At 43.4% G+C, this 19,974-nt stretch carries 17 protein-coding genes; 8 read left to right on the top strand and 9 right to left on the bottom strand.

Going from position 1 to position 19,974, the window contains the following annotated elements; all coding sequences use genetic code 11:
- Positions 1-9 precede the first annotated feature (9 nt).
- The 3 genes from BLT07_RS17295 to BLT07_RS17285 form a co-directional block, all read right to left on the bottom strand.
- The gene (locus BLT07_RS17295) at positions 10-447 is read right to left on the bottom strand and encodes a deoxycytidylate deaminase (protein WP_091872480.1); all 438 of its coding nucleotides are present in this window, start codon (positions 445-447) and stop codon (positions 10-12) included.
- A gap of 88 nt (positions 448-535) precedes the next feature.
- On the bottom strand, positions 536-1,123 hold the full coding sequence (locus tag BLT07_RS17290) for a HupE/UreJ family protein (protein ID WP_091872477.1): 588 nt from the start codon (positions 1,121-1,123) through the stop codon (positions 536-538).
- A 43-nt stretch (positions 1,124-1,166) separates the two neighbouring features.
- Positions 1,167-1,904, bottom strand: a complete 738-nt coding sequence (locus BLT07_RS17285; RefSeq protein ID WP_091872474.1) for a TerB family tellurite resistance protein — start codon at positions 1,902-1,904, stop codon at positions 1,167-1,169.
- Positions 1,905-2,235: 331 nt separating this feature from the next.
- On the opposite strand from BLT07_RS17285, the gene BLT07_RS17280 reads away from it, so the two are divergent.
- The 3 genes from BLT07_RS17280 to BLT07_RS17270 all read left to right on the top strand — a co-directional run bounded on the left by BLT07_RS17280 (position 2,236) and on the right by BLT07_RS17270 (position 4,288).
- On the top strand, positions 2,236-2,646 hold the full coding sequence (locus BLT07_RS17280; protein WP_091872470.1) for a BrxA/BrxB family bacilliredoxin: 411 nt from the start codon (positions 2,236-2,238) through the stop codon (positions 2,644-2,646).
- A gap of 180 nt (positions 2,647-2,826) precedes the next feature.
- Positions 2,827-3,597: a lysophospholipid acyltransferase family protein gene (locus tag BLT07_RS17275; protein ID WP_091872465.1), complete on the top strand. Its 771-nt coding sequence runs from the start codon at positions 2,827-2,829 to the stop codon at positions 3,595-3,597.
- Between the two features lies 1 nt (position 3,598).
- On the top strand, positions 3,599-4,288 hold the full coding sequence (locus tag BLT07_RS17270; protein ID WP_091873016.1) for an HD domain-containing protein: 690 nt from the start codon (positions 3,599-3,601) through the stop codon (positions 4,286-4,288).
- A 40-nt stretch (positions 4,289-4,328) separates the two neighbouring features.
- On the opposite strand, the gene BLT07_RS17265 is transcribed toward BLT07_RS17270, so the two are convergent.
- The 6 genes from BLT07_RS17265 to BLT07_RS17240 all read right to left on the bottom strand — a co-directional run bounded on the left by BLT07_RS17265 (position 4,329) and on the right by BLT07_RS17240 (position 11,757).
- On the bottom strand, positions 4,329-5,402 hold the full coding sequence (locus tag BLT07_RS17265) for a PA0069 family radical SAM protein (protein ID WP_091872460.1): 1,074 nt from the start codon (positions 5,400-5,402) through the stop codon (positions 4,329-4,331).
- A 244-nt stretch (positions 5,403-5,646) separates the two neighbouring features.
- On the bottom strand, positions 5,647-7,197 hold the full coding sequence (locus BLT07_RS17260) for a hypothetical protein (protein WP_091872457.1): 1,551 nt from the start codon (positions 7,195-7,197) through the stop codon (positions 5,647-5,649).
- Between the two features lie 96 nt (positions 7,198-7,293).
- Positions 7,294-8,073: an enoyl-CoA hydratase/isomerase family protein gene (locus BLT07_RS17255; RefSeq protein WP_091872453.1), complete on the bottom strand. Its 780-nt coding sequence runs from the start codon at positions 8,071-8,073 to the stop codon at positions 7,294-7,296.
- A 138-nt stretch (positions 8,074-8,211) separates the two neighbouring features.
- The gene (locus tag BLT07_RS17250) at positions 8,212-9,627 is read right to left on the bottom strand and encodes a sensor histidine kinase (RefSeq protein WP_091872450.1); all 1,416 of its coding nucleotides are present in this window, start codon (positions 9,625-9,627) and stop codon (positions 8,212-8,214) included.
- Positions 9,628-9,972: 345 nt separating this feature from the next.
- A complete protein-coding gene (locus BLT07_RS17245) occupies positions 9,973-10,536 on the bottom strand; it encodes a CopD family protein (RefSeq protein ID WP_091872446.1) in 564 nt (187 codons plus the stop codon).
- A 162-nt stretch (positions 10,537-10,698) separates the two neighbouring features.
- Complete coding sequence (locus tag BLT07_RS17240) at positions 10,699-11,757, bottom strand: transporter substrate-binding domain-containing protein (protein ID WP_091872442.1); 1,059 nt, start codon at positions 11,755-11,757, stop codon at positions 10,699-10,701.
- Positions 11,758-11,972: 215 nt separating this feature from the next.
- Between BLT07_RS17240 and BLT07_RS17235 the strand changes: the two genes are divergently transcribed.
- The 5 genes from BLT07_RS17235 (at position 11,973) to BLT07_RS17215 (ending at position 19,897) form a co-directional block, all read left to right on the top strand.
- The gene (locus BLT07_RS17235) at positions 11,973-12,776 is read left to right on the top strand and encodes an EcsC family protein (RefSeq protein WP_091872439.1); all 804 of its coding nucleotides are present in this window, start codon (positions 11,973-11,975) and stop codon (positions 12,774-12,776) included.
- Positions 12,777-13,647: 871 nt separating this feature from the next.
- A complete protein-coding gene (locus BLT07_RS17230) occupies positions 13,648-14,499 on the top strand; it encodes a DUF3108 domain-containing protein (protein ID WP_091872435.1) in 852 nt (283 codons plus the stop codon).
- Between the two features lie 135 nt (positions 14,500-14,634).
- Complete coding sequence (locus BLT07_RS17225; RefSeq protein WP_091872431.1) at positions 14,635-15,597, top strand: tryptophan 2,3-dioxygenase family protein; 963 nt, start codon at positions 14,635-14,637, stop codon at positions 15,595-15,597.
- Positions 15,598-15,607: 10 nt separating this feature from the next.
- Positions 15,608-16,912, top strand: a complete 1,305-nt coding sequence (locus BLT07_RS17220; RefSeq protein WP_091872426.1) for a peptidoglycan DD-metalloendopeptidase family protein — start codon at positions 15,608-15,610, stop codon at positions 16,910-16,912.
- A 258-nt stretch (positions 16,913-17,170) separates the two neighbouring features.
- Positions 17,171-19,897 carry a TonB-dependent receptor gene (locus tag BLT07_RS17215; protein WP_091872421.1) on the top strand — a complete coding sequence of 909 codons (2,727 nt, stop codon included), beginning with the start codon at positions 17,171-17,173 and terminating at the stop codon, positions 19,895-19,897.
- Positions 19,898-19,974: the final 77 nt, after the last annotated feature.

Below are 19,974 nucleotides of genomic sequence, written 5' to 3'. Positions count from 1 at the left end.
TATTTAATACTAAGCTAAAGTCTTGATTTCAGGCAGGTGAACGAGCTCGACCCCTGCCCGGTCCAAGAACTTTAGTCCCGAACCATCTTTATAGGCCACTTGGTACACTACACGTTTTATGCCAGACTGATGGATCAGTTTGCTACATTCCCTACAAGGGGATAGGGTTATGTACAGGGTAGCACCTTCGCACGATTGGGTGGAAGCGGCGACTTTGCTGATGGCATTAGCCTCTGCATGTAGAACATACCATTTGGTATATCCTTCATCGTCCTCACAGATATTTTCGAATCCCGTAGGCGTGCCATTGTAACCATCGGAAATAATCATTCTGTCCTTTACTATAATGGCACCCACCTGCCTGCGTTCGCAGTAGGATAGCTTGCCCCATTCCTGGGCCATGCGTAAGTAAGCTTTATCGTATTTTTTTTGTTTACTTTCTTTCATTCCGCTTTCGGAAAGATTACTAAGGTAGCCGCTTTGTGACTTCCTCACAATAATCCAGGGTTAATTTTACGTGAAAATCGTTGTGCGGTCAGGTAAAGGGAAAAGTGTCGATGAGCATGGGAATGGTCAAAAGGATAATCAAAACAGATACAAGGGTGACATAAAAGGGATGTTTCACTTTTGTAAGGGATGAAACAAGAAGGGAGACGACCAATACCGAGAGTACGATGATTACCTGTGAAATTTCAATGCCCAGTGCGAATCCCAATAAGGGGGAAAGCGTATTGTCTTCCTCCGCCATCAGCATCTTAAAGTAGTTACTGAACCCGAACCCGTGGATCAATCCGAAAAAAGCGGTGGCGAGCACATGCAGCCCAATATGGTCACCCTTTGCGCCCGACTTGACATACAAAAGGTTGAAAATGGCGGTCATCACAATCGTAACGGGAATCAAAAATTCAATAAACTCGGCATCTATGACCACTAAATCGTAGGAGCTCAACGCCAGCGAAGCGCAATGGGTTGTCGTAAATACAGTGGCAAGAACAACGACTTTTTTCCAACTTTCGAATGTAAATGGTAAGGCCAATGCCGCCAAGAACAGAATGTGGTCATAGGCGTTAATATCGAGCACGTGGTCAAGGCCAAGTTTTATGTAAAACCAGAAGTCTTGCATAATGGTTAGTATTCAGGGGAAGCTGCCTATTGCAAATGCCGAACTATCCGATTCCCCGTTCGGCCTGAATCTCTTCGTAGGCCCGTTGTACTTCCTTGAATTTCTCTTCTGCACCTTGTTTGATGGCCTCATTCTGAGTGTTTACCCGGTCGGGATGATATTTTTTCGCCATGGTACGATAGGCTTTTTTCACTTCGTCATCAGTGGCCGATTTTTGGATATCGAGAATTTTATAAGCGTTGTTGGCCGATTTGATGAACATGGCCTTGATGCTCTCGAAATCGCGTGCACCGACCCTTAGATACCCTGCAATTTCACGTATTTTCTCCACTTCTAAAGCACTTACAGAACCGTCGGCCTGTGCAATGCCGAAGAGAAAGTGCAAAAGCTGAAGACGAACTTCATAACGCGTGCGTTGGTTTAGAAAAGCACATATGCGTTGGGCGGATATTTCCCGTTTCTTGACCACTTCATTAAACGTCCTAAAAATTGCATTGGCCTTTTCCTTGCCATAGGTACTGAGGAAGTATTGGCGCACGTAGTCCATCTCGCGCTGGCTGACCTGTCCGTCAGCCTTGATGACAATAGAACAAAGTGAAAGAAGATTCAATTCGAAATCGGCAGGGGAGACGCTCTGCCTTGTCATGTCGCTAAAAACCGACTGTGCCCCGCCTCCTTTTTTACTGAGGTTATCGATAAAACTGCCCACTAAAAACCCGAGAATCGCCCCGGGGAACCGAAATAGATAATATCCTGCGATGGCCGCGAACCATTTGATCATATCGTATAAAAATTTTGGCAAAGATATCAAAAGTGGCAGTAAGCAGTGGTGGTTGGTCGTATAAAATTCAAGGACTAAAACTGTTTCGCAGTTCTGTACAAAGCTTCGACCGTACTCAGCGTAACAGTTAAAGGCTCAAAAAAGTAGAATACGACCTGAAACCTGCCGTGCCGGCCAACGGGCTTAAAACTGCCGCAAGGCAGAATTCAACCGTGAACCATTTCGGTTGGAGCGCGCCTAATGCCCATCAATTTCCGAACGAAACGTTAAGTAATCCTATAAAACACGACTAATTCAGTATCTTTGTTCTCCAAATAAAAAACACAAAACTATGTATCCCGCAGAATTAGTAAAACCAATGAGAGACGACTTGGCCTCGGCCGGGTTCGAAGAATTACATACGGCCGGAGCGGTCGAAAATGCAATCAATAAACCAGGTACAACCTTGGTCGTTGTCAATTCGGTCTGTGGCTGTGCAGCAGCAAATGCAAGACCTGCTGCGAAATTGAGCTTACATAACGCCAAAAGACCCGACCATGCCGTTACGGTTTTTGCAGGTGTCGATGTTGAGGCCGTTAATGCGGCAAGAGATTTGATGGTGCCTTTTCCTCCATCCTCCCCTAGCATTGCCTTGTTCAAAGATGGCGAGTTGGTACATATGATAGAGCGTCATCATATTGAAGGCAGACCTGCTGAGCTGATTGCCGAAAATTTGATTGGGGCTTATGACCAGTTTTGTTAGGTCGTCGTGATTAGTCCTCTGAATCAGAAGGAATTACAAATTGAAAAAAAGGCCACTTTATAAAAAAGATGGTCTTTTTTTTATTTTTGGTTTCCTTCTATTACGTCAGTTGTTACCCATCATCCAACGTCTATCCCATTTTTCTTTCCGAAAATATTCCCAGTATCTTATTTTTGCAGCATGCAGAAGTTATTGGCATATCCGTTGAGCGTGCTTTACCTTATGGCGTTCAGCCTTACGTTATTGGTGTTTCATCCAATACAATGGGTCTGTTTCACCCTTTTTGGCTATGAGGCGCATCGCAAAAGTGTGGCCCTTATGAATTGGTTTCTTATGCGTTCTACGATTTTGTTGGGGACTACCTACACTTTTGAAAAACCTAATAACATTCCGAGGGACCGGCCATTGATTATCGTGCCTAACCACCAGAGCATGCATGATATACCGCCAATACTTTGGTTTATGCGGAGATATCATCCGAAATTCGTCAGTAAAACCGAATTGGGAAAAGGCATACCCAGTGTATCCTATAACCTGAGGCACGGCGGTTCCGTTTTGATAGACCGTAAAGATAGTAGGCAGGCATTGGTCGAAATTGCCAAACTAGGGCGTTATATCGAGAAATATAATCGAAGTGCCGTGATATTTCCAGAAGGCACCCGAAGCCGAACCGGTCATCCGAAACCCTTTAAGTCCACCGGCCTGAAACTGCTGATGAAGAACGCGCCATCCGCTTTGGTGGTGCCGGTAAGTATCGATAACTCCTGGAAAATGTTGCGCTATGGCAAATTTCCCAACGGTATTGGCAATCATATCAGCTTTCGGGTGCACCCGCCCATGGAAATCACTGAAAATTTGGATACCGTTATAGCATCCACAGAAAAAGCAGTAGTTTCAGGAATAACATCCTTTGAAACAAATACACAAATAAACGATGCGAACGATGACTAAGATGACCGATACCGAAATTGTCGAACAGACTATCGCCTTTGTCAAGGAAACCTTGTTGGGTGCCGAAGGAGGGCACGATTGGTTTCATATACAGCGCGTTTTTAAGAACACCTTATTTATTGCCAAGGATGAAAAAGTGGATATTTTGGTCGTCAGCCTTGCCGCACTTCTACATGATATTGCAGATGCCAAGTTCAATGATGGCGACGAAACCATGGGTCCAGAAATGGCAGAAAACTTTTTAGCGGAGCTCAATGTTAAAAAAAAGACCATCGGCCATGTGGTCAAGATCATAAAAAACATGTCGTTCAAGAACAGCTTGCAAAAGAAGCGGGGGCGCAAGTTTTTTTCAAAGGAGCTAGCAGTCGTTCAAGATGCCGATCGGCTAGACGCCATGGGCGCCATAGGTATTGCACGCGCGTTCAATTATGGAGGCTTCAAACAAAGGGAAATCTACAATCCTGAAATCGCCCCGAACCTGAAAATGACCAAGGAAGAATACAAGACGAGTACAGCCCCGACCGTCAACCATTTTTACGAAAAACTACTTTTGTTAAAGGACAAAATGAACACGGAAACCGGAAAGCAACTGGCCGAAGATCGTCATGGGTACATGATGGAGTATCTAAAACAATTTTATAGGGAATGGAACCCGTTGGCACTAACGAACGAAGGAAGTGATTCCATTTAGGGACCTTTAAAAATTCTAATCATATAATTCAAAACAGTATCTAAAATAATCGCGTCTGTCCGCTCTTATAGGGCAAGTGCGATTCATGGTTTAACTTAGGAAAGCTTTTATCCTTAAAATAGGTATGCCGCGCCAGCCGTACCAAATCGTGTATTTGCGTGGCAATCTTACCTTCCCCACGGCTACGGATACCGAACCTGCTATCGTTAAGGTTACCGCCATGACATTCCTCGATTTGATGCAGTACTTTATCGGCTCGGTCAGGAAGGGCTTTCTTTATCCAATCGGTAAAAATACCGCCGATCGCTCCGTTTAGCCGTACGATTGTAAAGGCAAAAGACCGCGCCCCGTTATCGGAAACCGCCTTCGCCAAGTTCATGATTTCGTGGCTGTTGATGCCCGGAATGATCGGGGCCAGCATTGCGTTTACAGGAATATTGTTTTCGGATAGAATCCGGATGGTCTCCAGCCGTTTTTTGATGCTTGCCGTTCGAGGTTCCAAAATACGGCGTGTTTCTTCGGACAGGGAGGTGACCGAGACGTTGACACCGACCAGTCGGTCTTTGGCCAGTTCCTTCAGAATATCTAAATCACGAAGAATTAGCGAGTTTTTTGTAATTATCCCCACGGGATGTCGGTATTTCTGGAAAATCTCAAGACAAGCGCGGGTAATACCGAACTTTTTCTCCGCCGGTTGGTAGCAATCCGTATTGCCGGATAGTACGATAGTTTTGGCCTCCCAGCGTTTGCTCTTCAGTTTGGCCTCCAACAATTCGGGCGCTGCTTTTTTGATTAAAATTTTGCGCTCGAAATCCAAACCGGGACTATACCCCCAGAATTCATGCGTATTGCGCGCGTAGCAGTAAATACAGCCATGTTCACAGCCTTGATACGGGTTCATGGAATACAACATCCCTACATCGGGACTGTTAACCTTATTGACAATGGTCTTCGGGAAAATGGGAATGTACTGGGTTTTGTTCTTGTCCGCATCCTCGCCTTCGAGACGGCAGAATTCCAGAAAATCATCCCGTGTCTCGTGACTATTTTCGAGAAATCTATTGGGGGTGTTTTGTTGGGCACCCCGACCTTTGATGAAATTGTTAGAATTCAATACATGGATTTATTCCAAATCTATGGAAATAACCCTATGTTTTAGATTTAAATACGTTAATTTTATAGTTCGCCCGATTTTTTCCGTAGCGTTCTATGAAGAAGGCAAGACGAACAAGGCAAAACGGAGAAAGTACGACGGCAAGGTTTGTGAGGCGCCGCAGGCGGAGGGATTACTCTGGGGGTACGAATTTCCAAAAAAATCTTTGATATTCAGATGTTTGGTTGCCAATTTAAAAAGGCGATCACCTCACAGAAACCCGTACCAATTGTTTTCGACTCCCCCGTTTTGCATAAAACAAGAGGGTATCGGTAGTTTTATCGATTAGCGGCCGGGAGACCATGATAGGTAGGCGCACATCCCTATCGTCCACCAATTTTTTATGGGATAGCGTTCCGTTATCGTCAACTTTGATAACGAACATATTCGGATTACGGCTGTAGCCCTGTTTGAACATTAGCCGTTCTTTGCTCATTTTCTGGGGATTTTCGCCTGAATTGATGAAGAAGTACATGTCGTTTCCATCGCCATAGGCGGCGTAGGAAGCATACGAAGCATCACCTTGGGTCACTTCGGCCTTATTGATATTCCGGGCCCATTCCATTTCACCGGACGCATCCAGTTTTGCGACCACGATGTCGTTGTAGTGATAGCGGTCGGTAATCTGGGTACCCCCTCCGGAAATATCTTCTCCCTTGGTCACAAAGTACTCTTCGGCACTGAATAGAATGCTGTTCTCGGGCGTAATATGGACATTTTTGAAAATGAGGTTTTTGAGTTCTGCATCTACCTCACGGCCGAATTTATCCATCATAAACTGATCTGAAAACGGATTGTATTTTTTGTTCTTGATGTTCAGCGAATTAGCATCCAAATCGAAATAGACCAGTCCGTTGTAGCGGTTGTCCTTTCGGTCGGCGTAGAAACCGACGACCTTAAGGTCCGTGCCGATCAGTATCGGCTTCAGCGATTCTGGAAATCTGCCGGTGTCGTTGAATTCCTGAATCTGATGTCCTGCACCATTGATTTTGACCAGCTCGTATTGAAATCGTCTTTCTGTGGCGTCGAAACGGCGTTTTGTAAAAAAAGCCTTTCCCGTAAGATAAAGAGTCTTTAAGTCTTTTGATACTTCGATATTCTCGAAAGCATAGTTTTTATCGTCAATTTGTCCTGTAAAATCGTAATCCAGCTGCTGTTTTAAGTCCGTTCCATAGAGATACAAATGATATTTTTCGTCCCTACCTTCGCGGTGATGTACCGTAATGGCGAAGGCAGAACGCTCATCGTTGAAATGGACCGCCGTTGAAAATCCGTTTCCAAATTTTTGATTGTATTTGCTGACGGCAAGGGGATTGCTTACTTCTTTCGAAGGAACCGAAAGGAGCAATCGTTCCGTAAAATTAAAGTCGGCAAGCGGACTTTGGTGTACCACATATTGATAGGCCTCTTGCCCGACATTATAGGCAAGTTCGAGCAGATAAAGTTGTCCATTTTTTACAAAACCATCGACCATGTGATCTCCGGCATATTTGTAATTATAGTCCCCAACCAAGTTGAGGTCGGCATCGTAGATTTCTATAAAATGCCCTTTTGGACTCAGGGGATATCCTCCGTAATAGGTGCGTACGAACACCGTCTCACCTGCAGCGGAGCTATCGCTGGTCAGCAGGGTGGAATATTTATACCTATCGGAATAATTTTCACTTAGGCTATATTCCACGGGGATATCCTGAGCCGAGCAAAGTTTCAGCGCGGTCAATAGGAGAAGGGCGGCAAGGCTCTTTGAAGTTTTCATAAGTAGGATTTTTGTAAGGCCTATTTTCAAGAACCTGATTTGGGATTCAGAATCTGTCAGCGGGCGGACTTATCTATTGGACGAATTTTTCGTTCGCTATTTCCCCGGAAAATCGGCTTTGCGCTTGTTCAGGAATGCTGTAGTACCTTCCTTAAAATCGGCGGTACCAAAACATTGTCCAAAAGCTTTGATCTCCTCGGCATATCCATCCGTATTCTTAAAACCCGCATTTATCGCTTTTATTGCATGGCTGATGGCCACAGGGGAGTTTTTCGATATCTTATTTGCCAGGTCTTTGCAGAAGGATAGCAGATTTTCTGGGGAAACAACATGGTTCACCAAGCCGTAATCCAAGGCACTGGCCGCATCAATCATCCCAGCGGTCATGATCAGTTCCATCGCCCGGCCCTTTCCGATAAGCTGCGGTAAACGCTGGGTACCTCCGTATCCAGGGATTACGCCCAACGAAACTTCAGGAAGCCCCATTCGCGCATTATCGCTGGCTACCCGAAAATGGCAGGCCATAGCCAGTTCCAATCCACCGCCCAAAGCAAAGCCGTTGACGGCGGCAATTACCGGTTTGGATAGGTTCTCAACAAAATCGAACAATAGTTTCTGTCCTTTTGCAGCAAGTTTCCCGCCTTCTTCCTCTGAAAAATCCGCAAATTCCGAGATATCGGCCCCGGCAACAAAGGCTTTTTCACCACTGCCGGTCAAGACGATGACCTTAATTTCTTTTTGAGATTCCAAGGCTTTAAACGCTTTGTGTAATTCTTGGATTGTTTCGCGGTTCAATGCGTTGAGCTTGTCGGGGCGGTTGATGGTGATGGTGCCGATGGGTCTAGTTTCTTCTACTAGGATGTTGTTGTAACTCATATTGGCAATTTTAGGGGCTGATAGTATTCTTTTTTGAAATCAGACTATTTTCAAAGATAATGATTAACCTATCGAATTGATAATTCAATAACTATTCCCGTTCAGCGAACGCAACCTTATAGATTTTTCGACAAGAACTCAATTTACGTTTTCCCGCAGAAACCGCACTGAAAACACCGTGCCTTTCCCAGGTTTCGAGGTAAAATCGATACTCCCCTTGTAGGTTTCCACAATGGTTTTCACCATGCCCAGACCAAGGCCCATACCACTCGATTTAGTTGTAAACTTGGGTTCGAAAATCTTTTCACGATAACTGTCCTCAATACCGATACCGTTGTCCGCCACGCAGATTTTGACAAAATCGCCATCGGCGGCAACAGAGACCAAAATACGCGGCGATTCCACTTCAGGTACGGCTTGAATAGCATTTTTCACCAAATTCGTCACCACGCGGATAAGTTGGGTGCGATCGACCTTGGCGATAAGTTCTTTTTCCTCGGAAATAAAATGGATATAATCTTCATTGAAGATGTCCAATGATAGCTTAACAACATCTACCACGTCGAGAGTTTCGTTCTGTTGGGCAGGCATTTCGGCAAAATTGGAAAAGGCGGAAGCGATACTGCTCATGGTATCGATTTGTTGGATCAGGGTCTTGGAATATTCGGCCACTTTTTTTTGGATGTCCGGATCTTTTGGATCGAATTTATGTTCGAAACTCTGTACGCTCAACCGCATGGGAGTCAGTGGATTCTTGATTTCATGGGCCACCTGTTTCGCCATTTCTCGCCAGGCCTGTTCGCGTTCGCTACGGGCGAGTTTGACCGCACTGTGTTCAAGTTCGTCGATCATGGCATTGTACGAGTCGACCAGTTTTTTTATTTCCTCACTGGGATTTACAATCATTATTTTTTGATTGGTTTTGGTCAGATCGGTCTGATCGAGCCTGTCAGATATTGTCTGTAGCGAACGCGTGATGTAGGTCGATATAAAATAGGCCAATCCGATGGCGATCAATAACATCAAAAAGTACACGGCGGCCAGACGCATAAGCAGTTCCCGAAGTTCCATGTTATTGAACGAATCGTCTTCGTAATACGGTAGGTTCAAAATACCGATAGGTTTAAATCGCCGGTCTTTGATGTAGGTGTAGGATGCGCGATAGTTATCGCCGGCCAAGGCTTTTTCTTCCACATAGCGTTTGTTGGGACTGGATTCCAATCTTTTGAGGATATAGTAATCCAAACAGTTGGAAATCGAATCGGTTTCAAACTTGGCCCGTGAGCTTTTGATTAGCTGTCCCTCAAGATCATAAATGTTTAGCCGTTGGTCTTGAACGTTCGCGATCTGATAGATCTGCTGTGAGAAAATCAATCCCAAATTTTCGGTGGTAACCGGGTATGTAGTGCTTTGTAAGGCATATTCGACGCTTTGCCGCACCTGTTCTTCCTTGCGTTCCAATCGTTCATGGTGATAGTCCTGTACCTGTTCGCGGGACTGAAATATGGCTACGCCCGCAATCAGTACCGATGAGATGACCACCAACAAGATCATGGACACGAATATGCGCGATCTTAGGGAAAGTTTTTTGAACAAGGGGTTGGAATTTACTACTAAAGTAACAAATATTGAACCAAAAAAAGTTCAGGTTCAAGTTCAAGCGTCTAACGCAGGTTCAAAAAGAAATAATGGAATCTATTTATCTGTTTAAAGCCACACTCAAAATCATTCATCTTTTCTAAAAACATGGTAGGATTTTGAAATTGTTTCTATTGGCGTATCACATTTGATAATCGGAAAGCTATCCATATCTAGAGATACAAAACCTCAGTTTTAGTAGGAGTATCTAAGTGTATTCTTTGAACTTGAATTTGATTCTTGCGCTTGAACTTGTTCTTGTCAAGCTTCCGGATTTCTGTTCCTGATCCGTTTGTAAAGCTTAATCCCCAACATCAAAAGAATTCCCAAGACTAGGATTCCGATGACCCCAAAAATCCAATTGAATGAAGTTTTAAGGATGACTAAAAATACGATTGCAAATAGGATAAGCGTGGCTCCCTCGTTCCAGATACGCATAAAGTTCGAGGTATATTTGACTTCGTTTCGCTGTAATTGTTTGAAAATCTGATGGTTTTTAAGATGATAAGCTATAAGTAGCAAGACGAATCCGAGTTTAATATGCATCCATGGTTGCTGAAGCCAACCCGGCATAAGCACCAACAGCCAAACAGCGAAGAGGATGGCCAAAACAGCGGAAGGCCAAGTGATAATGTACCACAGCCTTTTGGTCATCATTTGCAACTGGTTGGTCAGTATTTCTTTTTCCGGCGATGGTTTTTTGGAGGCCTCTATGTGGTAAATAAAAAGACGGGGAATGTAGAACAGGCCGGCGAACCAGGTGATGACGAAAATCAGGTGCAGGGCTTTGATATAGTCGTACAAAGAAATTTCAGGTTTTGCCATAGACATTGCTACGGGGCAGATTACAGGTGTCAAAGTTAGCCAATATGGATTAACTTAGAGCAAATACACAAACAGCAGTATTGAAATGAGTATCAGGTTCGTATTCATAATCTTCTGCTCTATTCGGAGGATAGTAAATTTAATGAAAAGTGAGTTGCGTTTTTATTGAACGTAACCGGTAATTATCTGATCTATATCGCCTGATTCCTTCAGCTTCAATATCTCCAGGTTTACGGTATGGCGCAATTCACTTTTCAAAGGGAAAACAAAGCCATAATGTTGCGGATTGATATTTCTTTTGCTCAACTTGAAATCTGCTTGCGGTGCCTTGTTCGCGATGTATTCCAAGGGTACAATGTCGTAAACCAGCGCGTCTACACCGTCATCGGTCAATAGCTTATATCCCTCTTCGACATTGTTGACGGTTATCGGCGTACCGCCCACCGCCTTGAAGTTATCCAGCATTTTTTTATAGTTGGGAACCGCTACCTTCTTGCCTTCGAGCTGGCCCAGTTCGGTAATCGTTTTTTCACTTCGCCCCGTTAGGGATAGGGTAGTGGCAATACCGGCGATAAAGGAGGTCGCCATAATCAGGGAAATAATCATCCATGAGCCTATGACCACCCTTCCGGCGGGGGTCTTGGGAGCCATGTCACCATACCCGACCGTGGTCATGGTCACCAAGGCCAGCCAAATGCCGGAACCTATACCTTTAGAAGGTTTGTTTCCATATTCCTCGGGATATTTTCGTCCTTCGACTAACCAAAAAATAAGGCCCACAAAGGTCAACAGCAGTAAAAAACTTATAACGGCAATCAAAAAATTTGTACTGAACAAGGGTTTGATACGGTCCCATAATGTCTGTTCCATGACCGGGGCCAGTATGCCCATTTCGGTATCGAAAAACGGTTGCGAAAACGATATGTTCTGCGCCCGTTGTGAATTTATGGTTATCGGGCCTATTAAGGCGTCTAGCTCGCCGGATTGTATCGCTGCGATGCCATCGTTGATTGACGCGAAGGGGCTAAATTCATAGTCCAGCTCAGCGTTAAAGGCAATTTCCTTCCAAATATCGGGAGCGATACCCTGAGCCTCATCACTAACCATTACAAAAGGCTCGGATCCGGCAAACCCGACGCGTAATGTACTGTCTTTATTTGTTTGTGCGGAAAGTTGGACTATAGATAGGATAAAAAATAGGTATAGATTTATTTTGTGCATAATTGTATGTGAAAATATTCAAGGTTATGGGAAATCGGTTCGTTTTTTCCAGTATAACCGGTATATGGTTAAATGTAACAAAAAAGATTTTCGGATGGAAACTTCGACATGATAATACGACACTGTTTGGAATTGCTTATTTTAGGGATTAGAAAATGCTAATACGGCCTTCTAAGTTTTGCCAGTTGCTCTTTTTATAGACTGAAAAAAATAATATGACGTCAACAAAAACCCTCAATACGAAAGATCTTGATATCCTCCGTACCGCCAAACAAAAAATGGAAGACATCGGTTGGGCCATGGAAGGCCTGAACAAAATGGGAAGTTTTATCGATGGCCGGGTAAAACTATTGCCGGAAAAACAACAAAAATGGCTGCAACAGATCAGTTTCAAAGTATTGCAAAAAGTAGTGGAAACCAATCTGATTTCAATGAAATCGGATAAGGTTGAAATAGCCCCTTTGAACAATGCATACAAGGCGATGGTCACTTCATCGGGAATTCTCGGTGGTGCTTTCGGCGCTGGCGCCTTTGCCATAGATCTCGGCCTGACCACCAAATTGATGATGCGCTCGATTATGGATATCGCCCGTAGCGAGGGTGAAGATTTAAATACCCTCGACACCCAACTCGCCTGTCTTCAGGTATTCGCCCTAGGCGGGAAGACCAAACACGACGACAGTTTGGATACGGGATATTTTGCTAGCCGTCTTGCCCTGAACGCCGCCGTAAAGGGTTCAACGAGCAAATTGGTGGAAGGCCTTCTAGTCGGGGCTTCCCAGCCGATGCTCCGGGTGCTTGCCGTTGTGGCTTCCCGGTTTAGTATTCAGGTTTCCGAAAAATTCGTAGCACAGGCGGTACCCGTGGTCGGTGCGGTAGGAGGCGGAGCGATTAACTTGGCGTTTATTCGCCATTTTCAGAATATGGCACAGGCACATTTCGGTATCCGGCGATTGGAGCGGCAGTATGGAGCAGCACTGATTGAAACGGCTTATAATGATATTAGGGTCCAAACTTAATAGCTTGTTTAGAAACTATCCGTTCTCAAAAGCAGTAATTTAAGAACCTTGGCGTCAAATTGAACAGGTTCCGTATCCCGATATACAACTTATTTAATCTATAGCCAGAACCTTAAACTTTTGATTTTCAGTTTATATTGTTTCTAAACGTACACTAAATGTAGCATTACTGCTGTTGCGTTAAAAAGCTTTCAATCTCCCACTTCAATGATGACTATTGTGTGTACAGAAGATTTTATCATTTGACGATTTGAAATGGCTTGAACGTTTTTAGACAACCCTAAAAGTTTCAATTTTTAAAATTATCTGTATATCGGCATTTTAAAAATTAATGCGGTCCACAAATTTTGCAAATGGGCCTATCTCAATATTTTAATGCAACAGCCCAAATGTGGCATCTATAAAAACACTTTTTTGGTTGCTGTGTTTCTTTTCCTAAAGTCATCATTGTAAAATGAAAGATAGGAAATGTTTAAATATTTTAAGTTCCAATTATATAATGAACCTGTTAAATCGAGCTGCTATGCCTAAAGATTTGTTAAGGCGCGAGTTAAAGTAAGTTAAAACGATTTTCCATCTGAAAATGTGGCGTATATTTGTCAGTGTAAGGGGTGGTTCCCTTACAACTTTAAGTATTGGTTTTTCATAATTTAAAGTTTGGTTGGTTATTTAGGAAAAGCCCTGGCAATTTTGTCAGGGCTTTTTTTTTGGTCGAGCAGCGTCTCGCCTACTCCCACCGGAGGGCTGGATCTCTCGAATTGAAGTTAATCTTGAATAGCGGACAATACTTTGGAATAAATTTTGTTTAAGTTATAGTTAGCCAACGTATATTAAGTAAGGCATTTTGTAATTTTATTTTAATTTGAAAGCTATGAAGAATGTTCTGATACTAATGTTTCTATCGTTCGGATTGCTGACCAATGCCCAACAAAGCGGTTCGAGTGACGTGGCGCTGAATTCCGAGGTAAGTACTCCCCATGCTAAAAACAAGAAACACCCGAAAAGGGAATCTACTTTTCAACCGGGCGAGTGGCTTAAATTTCGTATGCATTACGGGCTGTTAAATGCAAGCTACGCCACATTACATGTGAAATCCAATACTATTAAGGGTGTGCCCGTATATCATGTGGTCGGAAAAGGCGCGACCACAGGTTTTGCGAGCCTATTCTTTAAGGTAGACGATACGTATGAAAGTTATTTTGGGATGGAAGATATGAAACCCTACAGGTTCGTGCGTAAAATTGATGAGGGCGGATACACCAAAGATTACGAGATAAATTTTGACCATCAAAAGGATACTGCGGTACTGAACGATAAAAAAAATAAGAAAACCTATAGTTTTAATCTACAAGACAGCATTCAAGACCTTCTGTCCGCTTTTTATTATTTGAGAAACAACTATGACCCTAAAGATTTGGTAGAGGGCGAAGCGGTCAATCTGAAGATGTTATTTGATGATGACGGCATTTTCGACTTTAAGCTTAAGTATATCGGCACAGAAGTACTAAAGACAAAGTTTGGTAAGGTCGAGTGTTATAAATTTAGGCCCTTGGTACAGTCCGGCAGGATATTTAAAGAGCAAGAAAGCCTTGCGTTGTGGGTTTCTACCGATGATAATCGCATCCCTGTAAGAATACAGGCTGATTTGGCGGTAGGTTCGATAAAAGTAGATCTTGAAGCTTACAATGGACTAAAAAACCAGTTCAAGATTATAATGGATTGAAGTAATCCTATTATAGACACTACGGAATCCACCTTTACAAATTAAATTAGGGTTGTGAACAAAATCATCCTATTTCTCAGACTGACCTTGGCAAAAAGTTTCGTTTCCAGTAAATTTGTGCTTTGAAGCCATACAATGAAGGATAAACAGCGGATCGACGGGCAGATTCTTAGACTTGAGGATAAATACAAAGACTCTGGACAAGATCTTAGCTCTTATCTCGATGGATTGCTGTACCAACGCTATCTTACGTATTGGGATTATATAAATCTCGATACCCTCTTGAGCCTACAGCAGCCGCGTACCTACTTTCCAGATGAAGAAATTTTCATCATGTACCACCAGATTACCGAGCTGTATTTTAAGCTCATTCTTCACGAACAGAAACAACTCGTCGACGACCGTTCACAAAACCTCGATTTTTTCATCCAAAAGGCAAAACGTATCAATAGCTATTACGAGGCCATGATTTCGTCCTTTGGTATTATGATCAAGGGAATGGAGCGCGAACAGTTTTTGCAATACCGAATGGCACTGCTGCCGGCCAGCGGCTTTCAGTCCGCACAGTTTCGCATGATCGAAATCTACGCTACCCCAATGGAGAATTTGGTGCACCACAGTAAACGAGACCAATTTTCCCCAAAAAGCAGCATTGAAGAGCTTTACGAAGCGATATATTGGAAAAAAGGAGCGACCGATTTGGCTACCGGAGAAAAAACCCTTACGTTGAAACAATTCGAGTATCGGTATACCCCAAGATTGATACGTATATCCAAACAGGTGCACAACAATACGGTCTATCACAAATATTTGGGCCTTTCCCCGGAGAAAAAAGATAATAAAGCACTTATTGAAGCGTTAAAGATATTGGATACCAATGCGAACATCAACTGGCCTTTGATGCATATGGGGGCCGCCCATCGACATCTGGCCAACGACAAGGGCGAAATTGAGGCTACAGGGGGTACGAATTGGAAAGAATTCCTACCGCCCGATTTTCAGAAAATCATATTTTTTCCGGCACTATATTCTAAACAAGAGTTAAATGATTGGGGAAAACAATGGGTAGACCATATCTTTAATCCAAATAAAAAATAAAGGAGTTACAATGCAAAAATACTGGGGCATCATTTTAATACTGGCGCTATCTTTTTCCTGCAAGGAGAATAGGGATGCCGAGTCGGGCTTACGGGAATCAAAAAAGGAAATTGCTTCCATTGTGCCCATTAAAAAGCCTGTAGTCAAACAATTCGGGTTCGACCTTGATGAATTTACGGTACAGCAAGACACGGTCAGAAGAGGCGATAGCTTCGGGGAGCTGATGTTACAGCACAAAGTGGACTATCCGAAAATCTACAAAATTTCACAGGAATACCGCGATACATTCGATGTAAGGAAAATTCGAGTGGGCAATCCCTATCTCATCCTAAAATCAAAGGATACCGCCGAGACCGCACAGATCTTTATTTACGAGAACGACGCGATAAACTATACGGTGGTAGATTTGCGGGACAGTGTAAGGGCATACAAAGAACGGAAAAAAGTAAAATTTGTAGAGAAAGAACTTTCCGGTATTATAGAAACAAGTTTATCGGATGCATTATTGCAGCAGGGAATAGATTATATGGTTACCCATAATATGGCCAATGTCTACGCTTGGACCATAGATTTTTCAAGGCTTCAAAAAGGAGATAGATTTAAGGTGCTGTACAAAGAGAAATTTATTAACGATTCCATCTATGCGGGATCCGAACCTATCGAAGCCGCCTATTTCGAACATAACGGAAAACCGATATATGCGTTCGCCTATGAAAACGATTCCCTCAAAAGCATAGTCGATTATTTTGACGAAAATGCCAACAACCTGAGAAGAACTTTCTTAAGAATGCCCGTTGAATTCGGAAGGTTGTCCTCGAGATATAATCTAAAACGAAGGATTCGTTATTATGGCAATCGGATACGACCGCACAAAGGAACGGATTATGCGGCACCGGTAGGCACCCCTATAATGGCCACTGCCGATGGTACCGTAACCGAATCGACCCGAAAGGGAGGCAATGGCAGATATGTAAAAATCCGCCATAACGCCACATATTCCACCCAGTACCTGCATATGAAAAAGCAGAAGGTAAAAAGAGGCGAATACGTTCGACAGGGTGACGTTATCGGATGGGTCGGTATGACCGGTAATACCAGCGGCCCCCACGTTTGTTACCGATTTTGGAGAAACGGACGTCAGGTAGATCCTTTGAAAGAAGACCTTCCAAAAGCCGAACCTTTGGCCGAGACCTTACAGCCCGATTATTTTACATATATCACTCCGATCAAAGATCAATTGGATTGTATGGAGTATCCAGAAATGCCGATCGAAAAAGAGATGCTGCCGGAAGATTTGGCTTCGCTCGACAAATAAACCCGCTTATGTATGGGTAAGCGTCTCCGAAATACTTAATTTAAGCTCCTCTCAATTAAATTTCTTACAGTCTTTTAAGAATTGAAACTATAATTTCATACTTCTTCATAACCTGCCGATAAATTCTTGTCTTATAGGCGTGAGTAACCCCAATTTCCTGTTAATTTTGCAGAACTTATTTAACGTTCGCTTAATGTGCGATTGCTAAAAATACGGCACTTTTGCAGCGTAAAAGAAAATTAACAAACACTCAAGAAAATGAAAAAATTCTACTTCGCAATGGCTGTATTTTTGATTGCGGCCGTTGCTTTTTCGCAGGGAACGATTACGGGTACGGTTATCGATCAACAAATGGATCAACCTTTGGCCGGCGCTAATATTGTTGTGAAAGGAACAACAAATGGAGTTTCGACCGATTTTGACGGTAATTTTTCCATTGAGGTTTCCGAAGCATCCGGAACATTAGTGGTATCGTATATAGGATACATACGAAAGGAAGTGAATTTTAACGGACCGGGGAATATTGGGCGGATTACCTTGCTCGAAGATGCGGAAAGTTTAGATGAAGTGATCGTTACCGGAGTGCAGGATATTGCCAAAGACCGAAAAACACCTGTTGCCGTTTCTACGATAAAGGCGGCAGAAATACAGGAAAAATTGGGGTCACAGGAATTTCCTGAAATTTTGAATACCACGCCCTCCATTTACGCCACGAAATCCGGGGGCGGCTTCGGTGATTCCCGAATCAATATTCGGGGTTTCGACACAGACAACTCCGCCGTAATGATTAACGGAATACCCGTTAACGATATGGAAAACGGACAGGTATACTGGAGCAACTGGGCCGGTCTTGCGGATGTCACTTCTGCCATTCAGGTACAACGGGGCCTCGGATCTTCGAAACTTGCCGTTTCTTCCGTGGGGGGAACCATCAACGTGGTCACACAAAGTGCTGCGAACGCAGAAGGGGGTACCATTGGGGGCACTGTAGGTAATGACGGTTATGTAAAGACGTTAGCTTCCTATTCAACAGGTCGATTGGACAATGGTTTTTCAACATCTCTATTATTTAGTAGAACCGGAGGCAGCATGTACGCCGATGGTACTGAATTCGAAGGCTATAATTTCTTTGTGGCTTTAGGCTATTCTACCGGAAAACATAGTTTGGAATTTACGGTTACCGGTGCTCCGCAATGGCATAATCAAAGAGGTCGCGCTACTTCGATAAGTGATCAAATTAGATATGGTAATGGCGATGGTGAACCGAATAGAAGATACAATGAGAGTTGGGGATATCTTAATGGGGAGGAGTATACATTTTCAGGCAATTTTTATCATAAACCGGTAATCAGTTTAAACTGGTCCTGGGATATTAGCGATAAAACTACTTTAGAAACATCAACTTATGCATCTTTCGGACGGGGTGGCTCATTGGGTGAGATCGGTGAGATTGGAGGGAGACGGCAATTTGCCTTGCCGCGAACCGCCGACGGTTTAGTACGCGTAGACGATATTGCTACCTACAATAGCGGAACGGCGGTAGCTGATTTCAATGATGGCAATCCAAGAGAGCAAATAGATGGTCAATATGTTAACAATAGTGATAGGAATCCTAACGCGAACAACACGAATGGAATTACTAGAAGGTCATCTTTAAATTCTCACAACTGGTATGGCTTGCTGGCGAACTTTAATAATCGTATCAGCGAAAAATTGACAATTGATTTTGGGCTTGATTTAAGAACATATAAAGGATATCACTACAGAAGAGTAAATGATAGATTGGGAGGCGATGTATATCAACAAACCGATGACCAAAATAATCCGTTGGGAGAAGGCGCTTCCAATTTGTTTTTGGAAACTTACCCGGGGAACCAGCCTTGGTGGGTATTCGGTAATATCGATGACGAAGAAAAGATCGATTATTACAATACCGGACTCGTCAATTGGCTAGGTGTTTTTGCGCAGGTGGAATACAACTTTACCGAAGATATTACCGCTTTCGTTCAGGGCGCTTTATCAAATCAGGGTTTCGCTAGGGAAGAATTTTTTGAGGAAACGCCCCCCGAAAAAACAGATTTTGAAAATATCTTGGGTGGTAATGTAAAAGGGGGTGTCAACTGGAATATTAATGCCAACCACAATATTTTTGCGAATGCGGGCTATTATTCCAAACAACCTCTGTTCGATGCGGTATATATTAACTTTGGCAATAATTTGAATCCGAACTTGACGAACGAGAAAATCGTTGGAGCCGAATTGGGTTACGGCTATAGAAGTTCTAACTTCAGGGCCAATGTAAACCTGTACAGAACCAGCTGGAAAGATAGGTTCGCTAATACGGGAGCAACTTTTAACGCAGGCACCCCGCAAGAGATACGCGGCACTGCTAATTTGCTGGGAATTACGCAGGTGCATACAGGCGCGGAATTCGATGCTAGACTACAGGTCAGCGATAGAATCGCCTTTACGGGGATGATGTCCATCGGTAATTGGAAATATCAAGGTGATGTGAGTGCCACGTTTTTTGATAACAACCAAGAACCGATAATTATAGATGGTCAGCCACAGCAAGAAATCCTGCCCTTGGACGGTGTCAAGGTCGGCGATGCCGCGCAATTTACGGCCTACATCGGTACTGATATCGGCATTATAGAAAACCTCAGTTTCGATGCTGGCTATCGCTTTGCCGATAATCTCTATGCCGATTTCGATGCGACCGATGTTAACGAGAACGGTGCCCTGAAGCTGCCTTCTTTCGGTCTGGCCGATGCAGGCGTATCTTACGGGCTTCCTTTAGGCGAGAATTTGCTAAGCTTTCGGATCAATGTTAACAACCTTTTCGATACAACCTATATCGCTGAATCCGACACGAATGATTTTGTGGAGGCCGGCGATGAGACCTACGACGGTATTAACGTAAGCAACCGTGTATACTTCGGTTTTGGTAGGACTTGGAATGCCAGCGTGAGATTTAATTTCTAAATCCGATACGAATTTTAATAAACCAACCCTGACGGAACAGTCAGGGTTTTTTTGTCCCCGAAAATTCAGTACATTTA

The organism is Pricia antarctica, assembly GCF_900101815.1.
GTDB lineage: Bacteria > Bacteroidota > Bacteroidia > Flavobacteriales > Flavobacteriaceae > Pricia > Pricia antarctica.
The sequence above is the reverse complement of the archived record's forward strand: the minus strand, read 5'-3'. Positions and strand labels throughout refer to the sequence as shown.